The sequence below is a fragment of the Dasania marina DSM 21967 genome, assembly GCF_000373485.1.
In the GTDB taxonomy this organism is placed as follows: domain Bacteria; phylum Pseudomonadota; class Gammaproteobacteria; order Pseudomonadales; family Dasaniaceae; genus Dasania; species Dasania marina.
The window spans coordinates 514,614-528,082 of the sequence record NZ_KB891585.1; the positions used below are offsets into that span (position 1 = coordinate 514,614).

Here is a 13,469-nt window from a genome sequence, read left to right on the forward strand (position 1 = left end):
TACCTGCCAGCAAAAAACATACGCTCATTAGGCGACTAATGGTTTATATTTTATTTTGTAGCCTATCATTTTCATTACTCTCCACCAGCTTACAAATATGGCTAGATTACAACCGTGCCTTGAGCGACATTGAATCACGCTTTGAATTAGTGCGCACCGGCTATTTAGCCAGCTTAGCAAAAAGCGTCTGGGATTTAGACACCAACGACTTGCAACTGCAACTGCGTAGCATCAAAGACTTCCCCGACGTCGCCTACATCAAACTCAGCAACGCGCCTCACATAGACGAAATAAGCTTAGGCCAACCGTTAATCGCAGACAGTTCACTGGCCCTCACCGAAACCTTTGATCTTATATATGACAGTGTTTTGCAGCAGCGCTTAAATCTAGGCACCTTGTCAATCACCATGGATTTAAAAGGTCCCTATCAACAGCTTTGGTATAGCGGTTTAAGAACCTTAATCATGCAAACCGGTTTGATTCTTTTAATCGCGGTAACACTGGTTGTTATCTTTCACCGCTTAGTCACTCGCCACCTGCAAAGCATGGCGGACTACACCCGTTTAATAGGTCAAGGCCATTTATCACAACCCTTAAAACTAGAGAAAAAAGAACAGACCCACGCTGATGAAATCGACCAAGTCGCCCATGCCTTAAATGATATGCGCTTGTCTATTATTTCAGACCTACGCCGCCGTGAAGAAATAAAAAACCAACTCAAATACAATCGTGACCAATTACAACTACGGGTAGAAAAGCGTACTGCCAGCCTGCAAAAAGCCAAAGAGGCTGCCGAAGCAGCCAACTTAGCTAAGTCCCGTTTTTTAGCCACCATGAGCCATGAAATAAGAACGCCACTCAATGGCATTATGGGCATGGCACAATTGCTTAACCGCTCCCACTTAGATGCTCAGGATAAGAAATACCTAAAAGCCATACACGATTCCAGCGAAGGTTTATTAAGCATACTTAACGAAGTGCTGGATTTTGCCAAACTAGAAGAAGGTGCACACACGCCAGAGCAAACACTGTTTTCCTTAGAGGATATGTTGAGCTCTATTATCCTCGCCTCTACCCCCAGCGCCCACGATAAAAATATTCACCTCTCTTATCACATAGACAATAAAGTCCACGACACGTGTTTTGGCTGCGCCCAATATATACGCCAAGCACTAATCAATTTAGTGGCCAACGCCATTAAATTTACCGATAACGGCGAAGTCACCGTGGCCATTAAAGCCCTCTCCCAAGACGATGGTCTGCAGCAGCTGTATTTTTCTGTGGACGACACCGGTATAGGTATAAACGAAGAACAGCAGCAACGTATATTCGACCGTTTTATCCAAGCCGATGACACCGTTTCGCGCCGCTACGGCGGCACCGGCCTGGGCTTGGCGGTAAGTAAAAAGATGCTGGAATCCATCAACGGCAAAATTGGTGTTATTAGCCACACTGATGAAGGCAGCCACTTTTGGTTTGAGCTGCCCTTAACCATAGCCAGCAGCCCATTAGCACTCAGCCATAGCGCAAGTACTAGCACCAAGCTTCAGCCTTTAGCGATTTTGTTAGTGGAAGATATGCAAATAAACCAAGATGTAGCACAGGGTTTGCTAGCCCGTGAAGGTCATCGCGTTACTATCGCCAGTACCGGCGCTCGCGCCATCGCCCTGTGCCAACAACAGCGCTACGATGTTATTTTAATGGATGTACACCTAGGCGGGGTTAGCGGCGTCGATGTCTGCAACCAAATACAACAAGACCCACTGTCACTGAATCAAACCAGCCCTATTATCGCCCTCACCGCTAGTGTCCACCCCGATGAGATACGCAAGTATTTAGACGCAGGCATGCACAATGTTATCGCCAAACCTATAGCCGCCAACAAGCTCATGGCGGCATTAGCAGGCCTGGCACAAAAAGACTGCAGCTTAGCCAACAATGAAGACACAACCGTTAGCGATACTAGCGCTATAGACTCACAATTATTGCGCTCACACATTAATGCCCTAGGCTTAAACAAAGTCAGCAAGCTGCTTAACGACTACCAGCAACTTAGCCGTGAGCTATGCCAGCAATTGCAAGAGGCCTTGCAACAGGGGGATTTATTCGAATCTGCAGCACTGGCCCATAAACTGGCCAGTGGCGCCGACACCCTAGGCCTGTGTTCGGTGGCGTTACAGGCCAGAACTATAGAAAAACAAGCTGAAAGCCCGCAGGGCAACAGACAATCCAACATACGGCCCCAAATAGACCCGCAGCAATACTCAAGCCTAGTCAGCGCATTGCAGCAAAGTTATGAGGCTATCAACAAGCTCTTAGCTCGTTATTAAATAAGCAATTTGCAGCATCTTATTCACATCTGCATTACATCTTTATGCAGTATTTTAAAGAGCAGCTTACATATCAAGGTGATAATCACTAACCATAGAAAGGTTAAACTGAGTTAGCTAAGTGCTAACCTAGGTTGCTTTAACCTAATAAACAGATTGGGCGTAGTAGATGAACAATAAACCCCTGAGCTTAACTGATACATTGATTATCACCTTTGCCCTGCTGATCTTATTAGGCGGTGCTATTTCGCTATTTGGCGGCGACTCGCTATCGGGCCCCACTCAAGTGGCCATGCTGCTCATAGGTTTTACCGCCGCCCTCGTCGGCCTCAAAAATGGTCTGGAATGGGAGGGTATAGAAAAGCGCATAGTCGAGTGCACCTCGCGCACCGTAGGTCCCAACCTCATCTTTTTATCCATAGGCTCATTAATAGGCGCGCTAATGCTCTCGGGGGCGGTGCCCACCCTACTCTATGCTGGTCTAAGTATCTTATCGCCCACGTTTTTCTATCCCTTAAGCTGTTTGATCTGCGCCCTTGTGGCGTTGAGCATAGGCAGCTCATGGACCACTGCCGCCACCATAGGCGTGGGGTTAATCGGCGTGTCATATGGCTTTGCACTGTCACCAGAGATTACCGCCGGGGCCATCATTTCCGGGGCTTACTTTGGTGATAAAATGTCACCACTGTCTGAAACCACCAACCTCGCCCCGGCCGTGGCCGGTAGCAGTCTATTCCCCCATATACGGCATATGATGTGGGTCTCTGTGCCCAGCTTTGTGCTATGCCTGATCATTTTTACCGGGCTGGGCCTTACCAGCACTCTGGAATCGGGTAGCCAAGAGCAAATCGCCGCCTTTCTAGCCACCTTGGATTACCATTTTTCCATAGCCTGGTACAACCTATTACCCATCATCTTATTACTGGCCATGGCGATACTAAAAGTGCCTGCCTTTTTAGCCATAGTGGGCGGCACCATCATCGCCATCGTCTTTGCCATACTGTTTCAAAGCGAGGCCATTGTTAGCTTTGCCAACATACTGCAACCCGGTGCGGCTCTAGACACCTTACACTTTTTCAAGACCCTGCTGGCAGCGCTAGTCGATGGCTTTGTGATACACACCGATAACCCGGCGGTTAACGACCTGTTATCCCGTGGCGGTATGGTCTCCATGATTAATATGGTCTGGCTGGTACTGTGCTCTATGATGATGACGGGAGTGCTGGAAAAAGTCGGCTATATACAAAAAATCATGAATCTGCTGATTGTTTTTATTAGTTCTACCGGCTCTCTAATTGCTACCACTATGGCCACCTGTATGAGCGTCAACCTACTGACTGGCGATCAATACCTGTCTTTGGTATTACCGGGTCAAATGTGGAAAGAGGAATATAAGAAGCGCAAACTGGCCGCCATTAACCTATCCCGCACCTTAGAAGACTCTGGCACCATTACTTCGCCATTAATTCCCTGGAATGCCTGTGGCGTGTTTATGGCCAGTACTTTGGGGGTAGCCACCTTTGCCTACCTACCCTTTTGCTTCTTTAACTTGATCAACCCATTGATCGCACTAAGCTACGGTTTCTTGAACATTAAAATTGCCCCCTTGGAGGAACCCAGCACTAGCAAGAGCCTAGGCGATAGTAACGAAGGATTGCCCAGCCACGCCTAATAGGCCTCCTATTACGCTGCAAAATATAAAGCTAAGCTGCTGTTATCTAAGAGTTAATACTATTTCCCCTAGCATTAACCCTTAGGCTCTTAGCTATACAATTTCACTATTCACACAGAACTCCCAGTGACTTTTATAGTCATAGTCAACACGCGCCAACAGACCCGACAGCCTAAGCACCACCAAACTGTAAAGGCCTTTAAAAATCAATGGCTTGGCGCTTATTTGTACAGCATGGCTAAGGCTTGCTTTTAACGCCTAAGGCGTTATGATGAGGGCTGTCCATGCAACTGACTTTTGATCGGAGATCGAATACATGCAAAACCAACCCATTTTTGGCTCACAAACTCAGAGCACAGAATCGGTATTAGCTACCAATAAAGTATTGCGCAATACCTATCTACTGCTTTCAGCGACGTTACTTTTCAGCGCGATGACCGCCAGTGTGGCCATGGCTATGGAAATCAGCCGCGGTACTTCCCTGATGCTTTCATTGATAGGCTTAGGGTTAATTTTTGCCGTACACAAAACCGCAGATTCTAGCAAAGGTTTGGTTATGGTCTTCGCCTTTACTGGCGTACTAGGCGCAGCTTTAGGCCCCATGCTTAACTATTACCTATCCTTGGCCAACGGCCCTAGCTTGGTGATGCAAGCGCTAGGAGGCACCGCGTTGGTGTTCTTTACCCTTTCAGGCTATGCCCTAACCACCAGAAAAGACTTTTCCTTTATGGGCGGTTTCTTAATGGTAGGTTTGGTCGTTGTGGTTATCGCTGGCTTGGCTAACTTGTTCTTTCAAGTACCGGCTCTCTCTTTAGCGATATCATCAGCCGTAGTGCTTATCATGTCAGGCTTAATCTTGTTTGATACCAGCCGCATCGTAAACGGTGGTGAAACCAACTATATACGCGCAACGGTTGCGCTATACCTTAACATCTACAACCTTTTCACCAGCCTGCTACACCTTTTAGGCATTTTCGGTGGCGATGACTAAGCGAACGCTTATAGAATACAGCCCTGCTCTTTAGCAGGGCTTTTTTTTAGCTGGTACTTTTAGCCAGTAGTTTTAGATCGTGCTTTTAAGTAGTGATAATGAATAGGCAGGGTAATGAAATTTTCTTTAGTGATATTAGCCGCACCCTACTCCGACCAATCGGTGAGCACAGCGCTGCGTTTTGCAACAGCATTGCTAGAACAAGGCCATGAGATTTTTCGAGTGTTCTTTTATCACAATGGCGTGTACGCCAGTAACGCCCTAATCACCCCACCACAGGATGAACCCAACATCCCCCAGCAGTGGCAACAGCTAGCCCAGCAACACAGTATTGATATGGTCAGCTGCATAGCCAGCGCCTTAAAGCGCGGCGTGCTGGACGAAACCGAAGCCCAACGCTATGAGCAGCCCAGCCATAATCTGCAGGCTGGCTTTGAGCTTTCTGGACTAGGGCAGTTAATCGAAGCCAGCGCGCTATCAGATCGCGTTGTGAGTTTTGGTGCATGAGCAAGAATCTCTTAATCATCTGCCGCCGGCCACCCTACGGTAACAGTCTAGCTCGCGAAGCCATCGATATCGCCCTAGCCGCTGGTGCCTTCGAACAAGATATCAGCCTATTGTTTATAGGCGACGGCCTGTGGCAATTAAACAGCCAACAGGATAGCGCAGCGCTGGCTCTTAAAAACCACGGCAAGGCCTTAACCGCCCTGCCGCTGTATGGCATAGAGAACATCTATGTGCAGGCCGAGGCCTTAGCCCCACGGCAATTGAGCGCAGAGGCGCTGCTGTTACCGGTAACAGTCCTTAGCCAAACACAGATCGCGGCATTGATAGACGCCGCCGATACCGTATTGAATTTTTAGGCCTGTCTGCCATGTCCAGCTTACACATCATCAATAAATCCCCGCTTAGCCACAGCTGCCTAGACGAATGCCTAAGCTGCTGCCAGCAGGGCGACGACATACTTTTTATAGAGGATGGCGTGGTAGCGCTGTGCAGCCTCAAGCCACAGCAGCAACAGCAGCTCGCCGCCCTGGCGATACAGCCCCATGTGCTGGCAGCCGATGTGGCCGCCCGTGGCTTAGTTGATAAATTGAGCGCAGCCTTTCAAAGCAGTGATGATACGGGCTTTGTTGCGCTATGCGTCAAACACCCCAAAAGCATCAGTTGGTTTTAATGGCAGCGGTCGACAAAGAAGGGTTTTTGCTCAATCTTAACGATTGGGATGAGAGCGTGGCCAGCGAGTTAGCCGCAGCGGAAGGCATAGTGCTTAGTGAGCAGCACTGGCAAGTGATCAAACTACTTAGACAGTTTTACCAAGAGTTTCAACTCTCACCGGCCATGCGCCCTTTGGTTAAATATGTAGGCCTGCACTTAGGGGCAGACAAGGGCAAAAGCCTGTATTTATTACAACTGTTCCCCGGCAGCCCCGCCAAGTTGGCCAGCAAAATCGCTGGCCTACCCAAGCCTGATAACTGCCTCTAATCAATATTAGCTACAAATCGCCACTACTTATTGCTACAGGTCATAGCCGTTGGGGTTTTGGCTCTGCCAGTGCCAGGTATCCCTAGTCATGGCCTCTATGCCCAACTCTGCCTGCCAGCCTAACGCTCGCAAAGCAATAGCGGGGTTGGCGTAGCAACTGGCGACATCGCCGGGGCGCCTAGCCACAACTTTATAACTAACGGTTTTACCCGAGGTTTGCTCAAAGGCGGCAATCATTTGTAGCACTGAGTAGCCCTGACCGGTACCCAAGTTATAAGCCACCGCTCCGGGTTGCTGCTTGAGTTTATCTAGCGCTTTAATATGGCCCTTAGCCAAATCTACTACATGGATATAATCACGCACACCAGTGCCATCCACCGTATTGTAATCATCACCAAACACCGACAGGCAATCCAACTTGCCTACTGCCACTTGCGAGATAAAAGGCATAAGGTTATTGGGGATACCGTTGGGGTCTTCGCCGATTAAGCCGCTTTCGTGAGCGCCTACCGGATTAAAATAGCGCAGCATAATTAGATTCCAGCGCTGGTCGGCCACATAGAGGTCGCCCAGTATCTCTTCTATCATCAGCTTAGAGCGGCCGTAGGGGTTGGTGGCAGATAAAGGGAAGCTCTCGTCTATAGGCACACTAGCAGGGTCGCCATATACGGTGGCTGAGGAGCTAAACACCAAGTTGAACACCTGATGCTCTTGCATTACCTCTAGCAGGCACAGCGTGCCGTGTACGTTATTGTGGTAATACCACAATGGCTTGGCTACCGACTCACCTACGGCCTTTAAACCGGCAAAATGGATAACGGCTGTGATCTGGTGAGCAGCAAATACCTGATTAAGTGCTTTAACATCACAGATATCCAATTGATAAAAGGTAATGCTCTTACCGGTAATTTGCTCAACTCTGCGTATAGACTCCATTTGGCTATTGCTAAAATTATCAACCACTACCACCTCGTGGCCTTCGTTTAGCAACTCTATGCAGGTGTGGCTGCCTATATAACCCGCACCACCCGTCACCAAAACACGCATACACCCTCTCTTATTATTCAAAAATCAATCTGGCTAAAAAAATAATAGCTCACTATAACGTAATCACCCGCTAGCGGTAACACTGGCCGCACAATTTCACTATAATGGCTGCTGATTTTATTACCCTGCTTTCTTACCTTGCTCTCTTACCGTGATCTGCCCATGCCTCTTAGCAATATAAATCCCGACCACTATCAACAGCAGCTGGACGCCAAAGCCCAGCGCGTCAGCCAATTATTCAGCGAATTTACTCCGCCAGCCTTAGAGGTTTACCCCTCGCCACCGCTGCACTTTAGAATGCGCGCCGAATTTAAAATTTGGCATAAAGGCGAGCATAGCCACTATGCGATGTTTAAAAAAGAAACACCCAAACAGCCGCAGTTTATTAGTGACTTCCCCATAGGCTCTAAAACCATTAACCAGCTGATGCCAGAGCTAATGGCTGCCATCAAAGCGGAGCCGCTGCTACGCAAGCGCCTATTTCAAGTTGAATTTTTAACCACCCTCAGCGGCCAATCCTTAATCACTCTGATTTACCATAAAAAGCTAGATGAAGCCTGGCAAAGCGCCGCCGAGCTTTTACAGCAGCAATTGGGCGCCGGCATTATAGGCCGCAGCAAAAAACAAAAGCTGGTATTAAAAGATGACTACGTCACTGAAACCTTAGACGTGAGCGGCCAACGCTTTCACTTTCAACAGGTGGAAAGCGGCTTTACCCAGCCCAACGCGAAAGTGAATGAAAAAATGTTGGGCTGGGCGCTGCAGCACAGCCAAAACAGCCCTGGAGACTTACTGGAGCTATACTGCGGCAACGGTAATTTTACCGCCGTGCTGGCACAAAACTTTGACAAGGTGCTGGCCACAGAAATCGCCAAAACCTCAGTGCGCTCAGCGGAGTATAATTTTAAACTCAACAACATCAGCAATATAAAAATTGCCCGCATGTCCAGCGAGGAATTTTCCAGCGCCTTAATGGGAGAGCGTGAATACCGTCGCTTAGCGGATATAGACCTGACCAGTTACAATATCAGCACCGTGTTAGTCGATCCACCTAGGGCGGGCCTGGATGACAACACCATTAAACTGATTAGCCAGTACTCGCGCATTATTTATATTTCCTGCAACCCCAACACTCTGCACGACAATATAAAACAGCTTAGCCTCACTCACGATATAGCGCAGTTCGCCATTTTTGATCAGTTCCCTTATACCGATCACATAGAAAGTGGCCTAGTCTTAGTCAAACGCTAAATAAAAACACAGGATAAAAGCCATGACCATTAGTAAACTGAGCGACGAGCAAATCTTAGAACAATTAAACGCCTATCCCAATTGGCAACTACAGGACGGCAAACTCTACCGACGTTTAACGTTTGAAGACTTCGTACACGCCATGGGATTTATCACCCAAATTGCCATACTGGCCGAAAAAGCCAATCACCACCCTGAGTGGGCCAATGTCTATCGCACCGTAGATATATTTTTAACCACCCATGAAGTGGATGGTGTGAGTGAGCGCGACTTTGCACTGCTGAAACATATAGAAAGGCTAATTGGATGACAGTCGCTAGTCGCTAGTCGCTAGTCGCTAGTCGCTAGTCGCTAGTCGCTAGTCGCTAGTCGCTAGTCGCTAGTCGCTAGTCGCTAGTCGCTAGTCGCTAGTCGCTAGTAAAAATTTTGACGCCGCATGTTTTTCTGTCAACCGTAAGCAATAAACTTTTCACAAATAAAAAAGCCAGCCCAAACCGGACTGGCTTTTTCTAGCGACTCTTCACTAGCGACTAGCGACTGCCCCCCCTACATACTTTCCATTTTCAATTCTAAATAACGCTCTTCTAATTCTATATGCTGGGTCTGTAGGTTAAGTAATTCCTGCTGAGTTTCTTGCAGCTTTATATTTAAGGATTCGACTTCAGCACCACCAGCGGAGGCAGCAGCGCCTGCGGCAACATCGACAATTTTCTGTTGCAACAAGTTGTTTTCATCTTCCAGCGCAGCGATGGTTTTTAGCATATCGCGACTGCTGTCGGTGAGCTCGGCCACTAAACTTTCCAGCTGCTGAAGATCCTCACTAGAGCCACCTTTCTCCGCAGCCGCACGTAGGCCCTGATTCTCATCCATCATACGATTGAGCTCATCTTCTAATACCTGAGCACAAGTTTCCGCCTCTTTCATAAAGCGATCTTGACGTTCTAGCTGCTCACACAAGCCATCCATAACCGCCTGCTGCTCTTCTGGGGATGAGGCACCAGCCAGCTGGCTTTGCAAGCCGGTAATAACTTTATGCTGATCAACCGCCATATTACGTAGCCGTATCATCTCCTCTTGATTGGCGATAATGGTACGATTATCACCGGTGGTGCGGGCATCAACGTCAGCAGTAGTTCTTCCGCCACCGCCCTGCTCTATCATGCTATCGATTTGGCCATAGCTGTTGGCATATTTGTTGAGCAGGCCTTCAAACTCCCCACCTGCTCCCAACTCTGTACCCATGGCCAGTAATTGCTCTTGATAGCTTTGCGCCTCTTTCTTCGCCGAGCTCCACTTAGACTCCATATCAAAAAATAATTTTTTGAAGCGCTCTAAGTTCTCTATACGTTTTTTAAGGTTGAGGACTTCTTCTTCATTGCCAGCACTAGTGTCTGCTTGCGGCGGCTGCTCAGGTTCAGCTGCCTGTTCGTAAAACTGTATAATTTGCTGGAACTTGCTTTGCAGCACCTGCCAGTCAGAGCTATCCCCCTCGCCCGAATAATCAGCCTCTTTCTCGGCGATAAGAAACGCATGACGCAAAGCTGCTGCCTGACGGTCCAGTGGCGAATCAGCACTAATATCTAGCACTATATCGCGGTCGGGGTTAAGGCTACTGTGGTGTTCGCGGGTATCTTCTATCTGCGCATCCAGATAATCCATATACGCTTTGGGTTTTATTTTTTGCGCTTCAATGAGTTTTGCGGCCAATTCGGCAGCACCTTTCTTAGCGCTAGCTACCGATTGGCGTAGGTCTTGGACCTTCTCTTCAAATTTACCTATCAGCTTTTTTAACTTGCCTACATGCACCAACAAAAAAATGGTCACTACCAGCAACAGCGCGGCTAGCTCACTGGCCATATATAAGGCTACATTCGATTCTGGCATCTAAATATCCGACTATGTTCGGGGGGGATTAAATTATTATTGATAAGAATCACGCTAACTCTATGATTGTTACCGATTTATTCTTTGCAAGAGTATGGTATAGATAGGCTTTTTTGGCTATAGCCAAACTGCCACCCTGGCCCAAGAGGGCTAAAATAATCCAATTATTAGCGTTACTGCCTAAAAAGCCGGGTATTTGCTATGGGTTTATCGGCAGTACTGCGATAAGGGTTAATATCCAAGCCGCCTCGACGTACATAGCGGGCATACACACTCAGCTCGTCCAATAGGTAGCTGGCCATCAAATCGGTAAATATACGCTCCACACACTGTTCGTGAAACTCCTGATGCTCGCGGAAGCTGACGATATAGCGCAGCAAGCCTTGGTGATTGATTTGCTGACCACGGTAGCTGATTTGCAGACTACCCCAGTCGGGCTGGCCGGTTACTGGGCACAACGAGCGCAATAAGTGGCTTTGTAGATGCTCCTCTACCTGCTCACCAGTACCCGCAATCAACAAGGATTTATCGGTATGGTAAGCACTGGTGCTAATATCCTGCTGATCGATAGTGACCCACGCAAGCGCAGGGTCAGGATAAGGGTCAGCTTGACTGAAATGCCATTGCTGGGGTGACAACAACTCCACCCTCACCTCGCCACCACAAGCTTTAGACAGGTCCTCAGCCATACAGGCTTGCACCTGCTGCAGGCTGGTAAACGTGGATTGATTAAAAGAGTTGAGGTACAGCTTAAAAGATTTTGACTCTATGATGGCAACAGAATCACAGGGAAAGTAACAAGCGGCTACCCCCACCTGTGGTAAACCTTTAGGGTTTAGCCACGAAAGCTCATAGGCATTCCATATATCTTCGCCCTTAAACGGCAGCCGATTATTATCTATACCCAAATTCTCACGGGTCTGCTGCCGTGATATGGGGAACAATAACTGGGGCGAATAGTCGCTAACATACTCAACCTCAGCACCCAGGGATAGTCCTTCTTCAAACTTCATCTTTCATCTCTAGCTATTAATTAACCACTACTGGCGCAAACGTTTACCACTATTCAGTAAATGCATGGCATAAGCATAAGCCAACACGGTAAAACCGGCGACTATCATTAAGGCCACGCTAATATTAATATCTGACGCACCTAAAACACCATGTCTAAAGGCGTTCACGATGTATAACATAGGGTTGAGCTGACTCACCCCAGCCCAAAACTCGGGCAATAATTCGGTAGAGTAAAATACCCCGCCCAAATAGATTAAAGGCGTCAATATAAACGTAGGCACTATTGAAATATCATCAAAGCTATTAGCAAAAATTGCATTGATAAATCCTGCCAATGAAAACAGTATAGCGGTCATTAACACGATAATAATCGTCAACAGCGGGCTATCCACACGTAAGTCGGTAAAAAAGGTGGCCACTAGCGTCACCACCAGCCCGACCAGCAGGCCTCGGCATACCCCGCCCATCACTACCCCCCATAGCACAATATAATTAGGCGTGGGTGATACCAACAGTTCTTCCACAAAACGTTGAAATTTAGCACCGTAAAATGACGACACCACATTAGAATAAGAGTTGGTAATCACCGCCATCATAATCAAGCCGGGCACGACAAACTCCATATAGCTATAGCCGCCCATCTCGCCTATACGGCCGCCAATTAAATTGCCGAAAATAATAAAATACAGCGTAATGGTAATCACCGGCGGCAATAAAGTTTGTAGCCAGATACGCATAAAGCGCTTAATTTCACGGCCTAATATGGTGCTAAACGCTATCCACTGCTCGGTAAAATTCATACTCTCTCTTTCTCTAATTTCGGTATTCGTCAATATTTGCGCCGCTAGGCTGCAGGTTTATTAACCAAATCAACAAACAACTCTTCTAAGCGATTGGTTTTATTACGCAAGCTCGATACTTCTATCTGCTGTTCGTTTAACTGGGCAAACAAGGCGTTCAAGGACTGTGACTGCTGTACTTCCACCTCTATACACTGGCTATCAACCAATACACAGTCAAACCCGACCAGCTTAGGCGCGTGCTGCAGCGGCGCTTTAACATCTATAACAAACACCATTTTATGTAGTGTCTGTAACAGGGTGCGCATACTGGTGTTTTCCGCAATTACCCCGTGATTGATAATAGCAATATTTTTACAGAGGCTTTCGGCCTCTTCCAAATAATGGGTGGTCAAAATAATAGTGGTGCCCTGAGCGTTAAGCTCTTGCAAAAAGGTCCACATAGAGCGGCGCATTTCTATATCAACCCCAGCGGTGGGTTCATCTAAAATAAGCAGTTTAGGCTCATGAATTAAGGCTCTGGCTATCATTAACCGACGCTTCATGCCGCCAGAAAGGGTGCGGGAAGGGGTATCACGCTTATCCCAAAGCCCTAACTTCTTAAGATAAAACTCACTGCGCTCTAGCGCCTTTTTTCGGGGAATACCGTAATAACCGGCCTGATGAATTAATATATCCAAAGGTTTATCAAAGTTATTAAAATTAAACTCCTGCGGCACTACCCCTAGTTGCTTTTTGGCCATGGGGAAATCATGATCAATGTCGTGCCCAAACACCTCAACCTGCCCTGCAGTTTTATTAACCAGTGAACAAATAATGCCTATGGTAGTCGATTTACCTGCACCATTGGGACCTAGCAATGCAAAGAAATCGCCCTGCTTTACCTCGAAATCAATTCCCTTTAAGGCCTGAAAGCCATTATTATAGGTCTTGCTTAATTGCTTGATGCTTAGCGCCAAAGTCATATCAATTTATTCACTCTTTAAAATACCAGC

Annotated in this window: 14 protein-coding genes; 9 read left to right on the forward strand and 5 right to left on the reverse strand. The window is 47.5% G+C overall.

Annotation, left to right across the window (positions count from 1 at the left end; all coding sequences use genetic code 11):
- Positions 1–38 precede the first annotated feature (38 nt).
- The 7 genes from B067_RS0111905 to B067_RS0111935 all read left to right on the forward strand — a co-directional run bounded on the left by B067_RS0111905 (position 39) and on the right by B067_RS0111935 (position 6,478).
- Positions 39–2,330 carry a hybrid sensor histidine kinase/response regulator gene (locus B067_RS0111905; protein WP_019530314.1) on the forward strand — a complete coding sequence of 764 codons (2,292 nt, stop codon included), beginning with the start codon at positions 39–41 and terminating at the stop codon, positions 2,328–2,330.
- Between the two features lie 169 nt (positions 2,331–2,499).
- On the forward strand, positions 2,500–4,002 hold the full coding sequence (gene nhaC / locus B067_RS0111910; RefSeq protein WP_019530315.1) for a Na+/H+ antiporter NhaC: 1,503 nt from the start codon (positions 2,500–2,502) through the stop codon (positions 4,000–4,002).
- 316 nt (positions 4,003–4,318) lie between these two features.
- Complete coding sequence (locus tag B067_RS0111915; protein WP_019530316.1) at positions 4,319–4,993, forward strand: Bax inhibitor-1/YccA family protein; 675 nt, start codon at positions 4,319–4,321, stop codon at positions 4,991–4,993.
- A 114-nt stretch (positions 4,994–5,107) separates the two neighbouring features.
- The gene (tusD, locus tag B067_RS0111920) at positions 5,108–5,500 is read left to right on the forward strand and encodes a sulfurtransferase complex subunit TusD (RefSeq protein WP_019530317.1); all 393 of its coding nucleotides are present in this window, start codon (positions 5,108–5,110) and stop codon (positions 5,498–5,500) included.
- The gene (gene tusC, locus B067_RS0111925; RefSeq protein ID WP_019530318.1) at positions 5,497–5,856 is read left to right on the forward strand and encodes a sulfurtransferase complex subunit TusC; all 360 of its coding nucleotides are present in this window, start codon (positions 5,497–5,499) and stop codon (positions 5,854–5,856) included. Before tusD ends, tusC begins: the two co-directional genes overlap by 4 nt.
- 11 nt (positions 5,857–5,867) lie before the next feature.
- Positions 5,868–6,170, forward strand: a complete 303-nt coding sequence (gene tusB, locus B067_RS0111930) for a sulfurtransferase complex subunit TusB (RefSeq protein WP_019530319.1) — start codon at positions 5,868–5,870, stop codon at positions 6,168–6,170.
- Positions 6,134–6,478, forward strand: a complete 345-nt coding sequence (locus B067_RS0111935) for a TusE/DsrC/DsvC family sulfur relay protein (protein ID WP_240472859.1) — start codon at positions 6,134–6,136, stop codon at positions 6,476–6,478. Before tusB ends, B067_RS0111935 begins: the two co-directional genes overlap by 37 nt.
- Before the next feature lie 33 nt (positions 6,479–6,511).
- Here the strand turns inward: B067_RS0111935 and galE are convergent, their stop codons facing one another.
- On the reverse strand, positions 6,512–7,525 hold the full coding sequence (gene galE, locus B067_RS0111940) for a UDP-glucose 4-epimerase GalE (RefSeq protein WP_019530321.1): 1,014 nt from the start codon (positions 7,523–7,525) through the stop codon (positions 6,512–6,514).
- A 162-nt stretch (positions 7,526–7,687) separates the two neighbouring features.
- Here galE and trmA point away from each other — a divergent pair, with 162 nt between their 5' ends.
- Both trmA and B067_RS0111950 read left to right on the forward strand, forming a co-directional pair.
- Entirely contained in the window at positions 7,688–8,776 is a 1,089-nt protein-coding gene (gene trmA, locus B067_RS0111945; RefSeq protein ID WP_019530322.1) for a tRNA (uridine(54)-C5)-methyltransferase TrmA, read from the forward strand.
- A 22-nt stretch (positions 8,777–8,798) separates the two neighbouring features.
- The gene (locus tag B067_RS0111950; RefSeq protein WP_019530323.1) at positions 8,799–9,086 is read left to right on the forward strand and encodes a 4a-hydroxytetrahydrobiopterin dehydratase; all 288 of its coding nucleotides are present in this window, start codon (positions 8,799–8,801) and stop codon (positions 9,084–9,086) included.
- A 236-nt stretch (positions 9,087–9,322) separates the two neighbouring features.
- Here the strand turns inward: B067_RS0111950 and B067_RS0111955 are convergent, their stop codons facing one another.
- The 4 genes from B067_RS0111955 to B067_RS0111970 form a co-directional block, all read right to left on the reverse strand.
- Positions 9,323–10,660 carry a hypothetical protein gene (locus tag B067_RS0111955; RefSeq protein ID WP_156820819.1) on the reverse strand — a complete coding sequence of 446 codons (1,338 nt, stop codon included), beginning with the start codon at positions 10,658–10,660 and terminating at the stop codon, positions 9,323–9,325.
- A 173-nt stretch (positions 10,661–10,833) separates the two neighbouring features.
- A complete protein-coding gene (queF, locus tag B067_RS0111960) occupies positions 10,834–11,673 on the reverse strand; it encodes an NADPH-dependent 7-cyano-7-deazaguanine reductase QueF (RefSeq protein WP_019530325.1) in 840 nt (279 codons plus the stop codon).
- Positions 11,674–11,700: 27 nt separating this feature from the next.
- Positions 11,701–12,474, reverse strand: coding sequence for an ABC transporter permease (locus tag B067_RS0111965; RefSeq protein WP_019530326.1), 774 nt, complete (start codon positions 12,472–12,474; stop codon positions 11,701–11,703).
- A gap of 44 nt (positions 12,475–12,518) precedes the next feature.
- Complete coding sequence (locus B067_RS0111970) at positions 12,519–13,439, reverse strand: ABC transporter ATP-binding protein (protein ID WP_019530327.1); 921 nt, start codon at positions 13,437–13,439, stop codon at positions 12,519–12,521.
- Positions 13,440–13,469: the final 30 nt, after the last annotated feature.

Coding starts and splice junctions, on each gene's coding strand:
- B067_RS0111905 (WP_019530314.1), top strand. CDS start 39: ATGGTTTATATTTTATTTTGTAGCCTATCATTTTCATTACTCTCCACC.
- nhaC (WP_019530315.1), top strand. CDS start 2,500: ATGAACAATAAACCCCTGAGCTTAACTGATACATTGATTATCACCTTT.
- B067_RS0111915 (WP_019530316.1), top strand. CDS start 4,319: ATGCAAAACCAACCCATTTTTGGCTCACAAACTCAGAGCACAGAATCG.
- tusD (WP_019530317.1), top strand. CDS start 5,108: ATGAAATTTTCTTTAGTGATATTAGCCGCACCCTACTCCGACCAATCG.
- tusC (WP_019530318.1), top strand. CDS start 5,497: ATGAGCAAGAATCTCTTAATCATCTGCCGCCGGCCACCCTACGGTAAC.
- tusB (WP_019530319.1), top strand. CDS start 5,868: ATGTCCAGCTTACACATCATCAATAAATCCCCGCTTAGCCACAGCTGC.
- B067_RS0111935 (WP_240472859.1), top strand. CDS start 6,134: ATGCGTCAAACACCCCAAAAGCATCAGTTGGTTTTAATGGCAGCGGTC.
- galE (WP_019530321.1), bottom strand. CDS start 7,525: ATGCGTGTTTTGGTGACGGGTGGTGCGGGTTATATAGGCAGCCACACC.
- trmA (WP_019530322.1), top strand. CDS start 7,688: ATGCCTCTTAGCAATATAAATCCCGACCACTATCAACAGCAGCTGGAC.
- B067_RS0111950 (WP_019530323.1), top strand. CDS start 8,799: ATGACCATTAGTAAACTGAGCGACGAGCAAATCTTAGAACAATTAAAC.
- B067_RS0111955 (WP_156820819.1), bottom strand. CDS start 10,660: ATGCCAGAATCGAATGTAGCCTTATATATGGCCAGTGAGCTAGCCGCG.
- queF (WP_019530325.1), bottom strand. CDS start 11,673: ATGAAGTTTGAAGAAGGACTATCCCTGGGTGCTGAGGTTGAGTATGTT.
- B067_RS0111965 (WP_019530326.1), bottom strand. CDS start 12,474: ATGAATTTTACCGAGCAGTGGATAGCGTTTAGCACCATATTAGGCCGT.
- B067_RS0111970 (WP_019530327.1), bottom strand. CDS start 13,439: ATGACTTTGGCGCTAAGCATCAAGCAATTAAGCAAGACCTATAATAAT.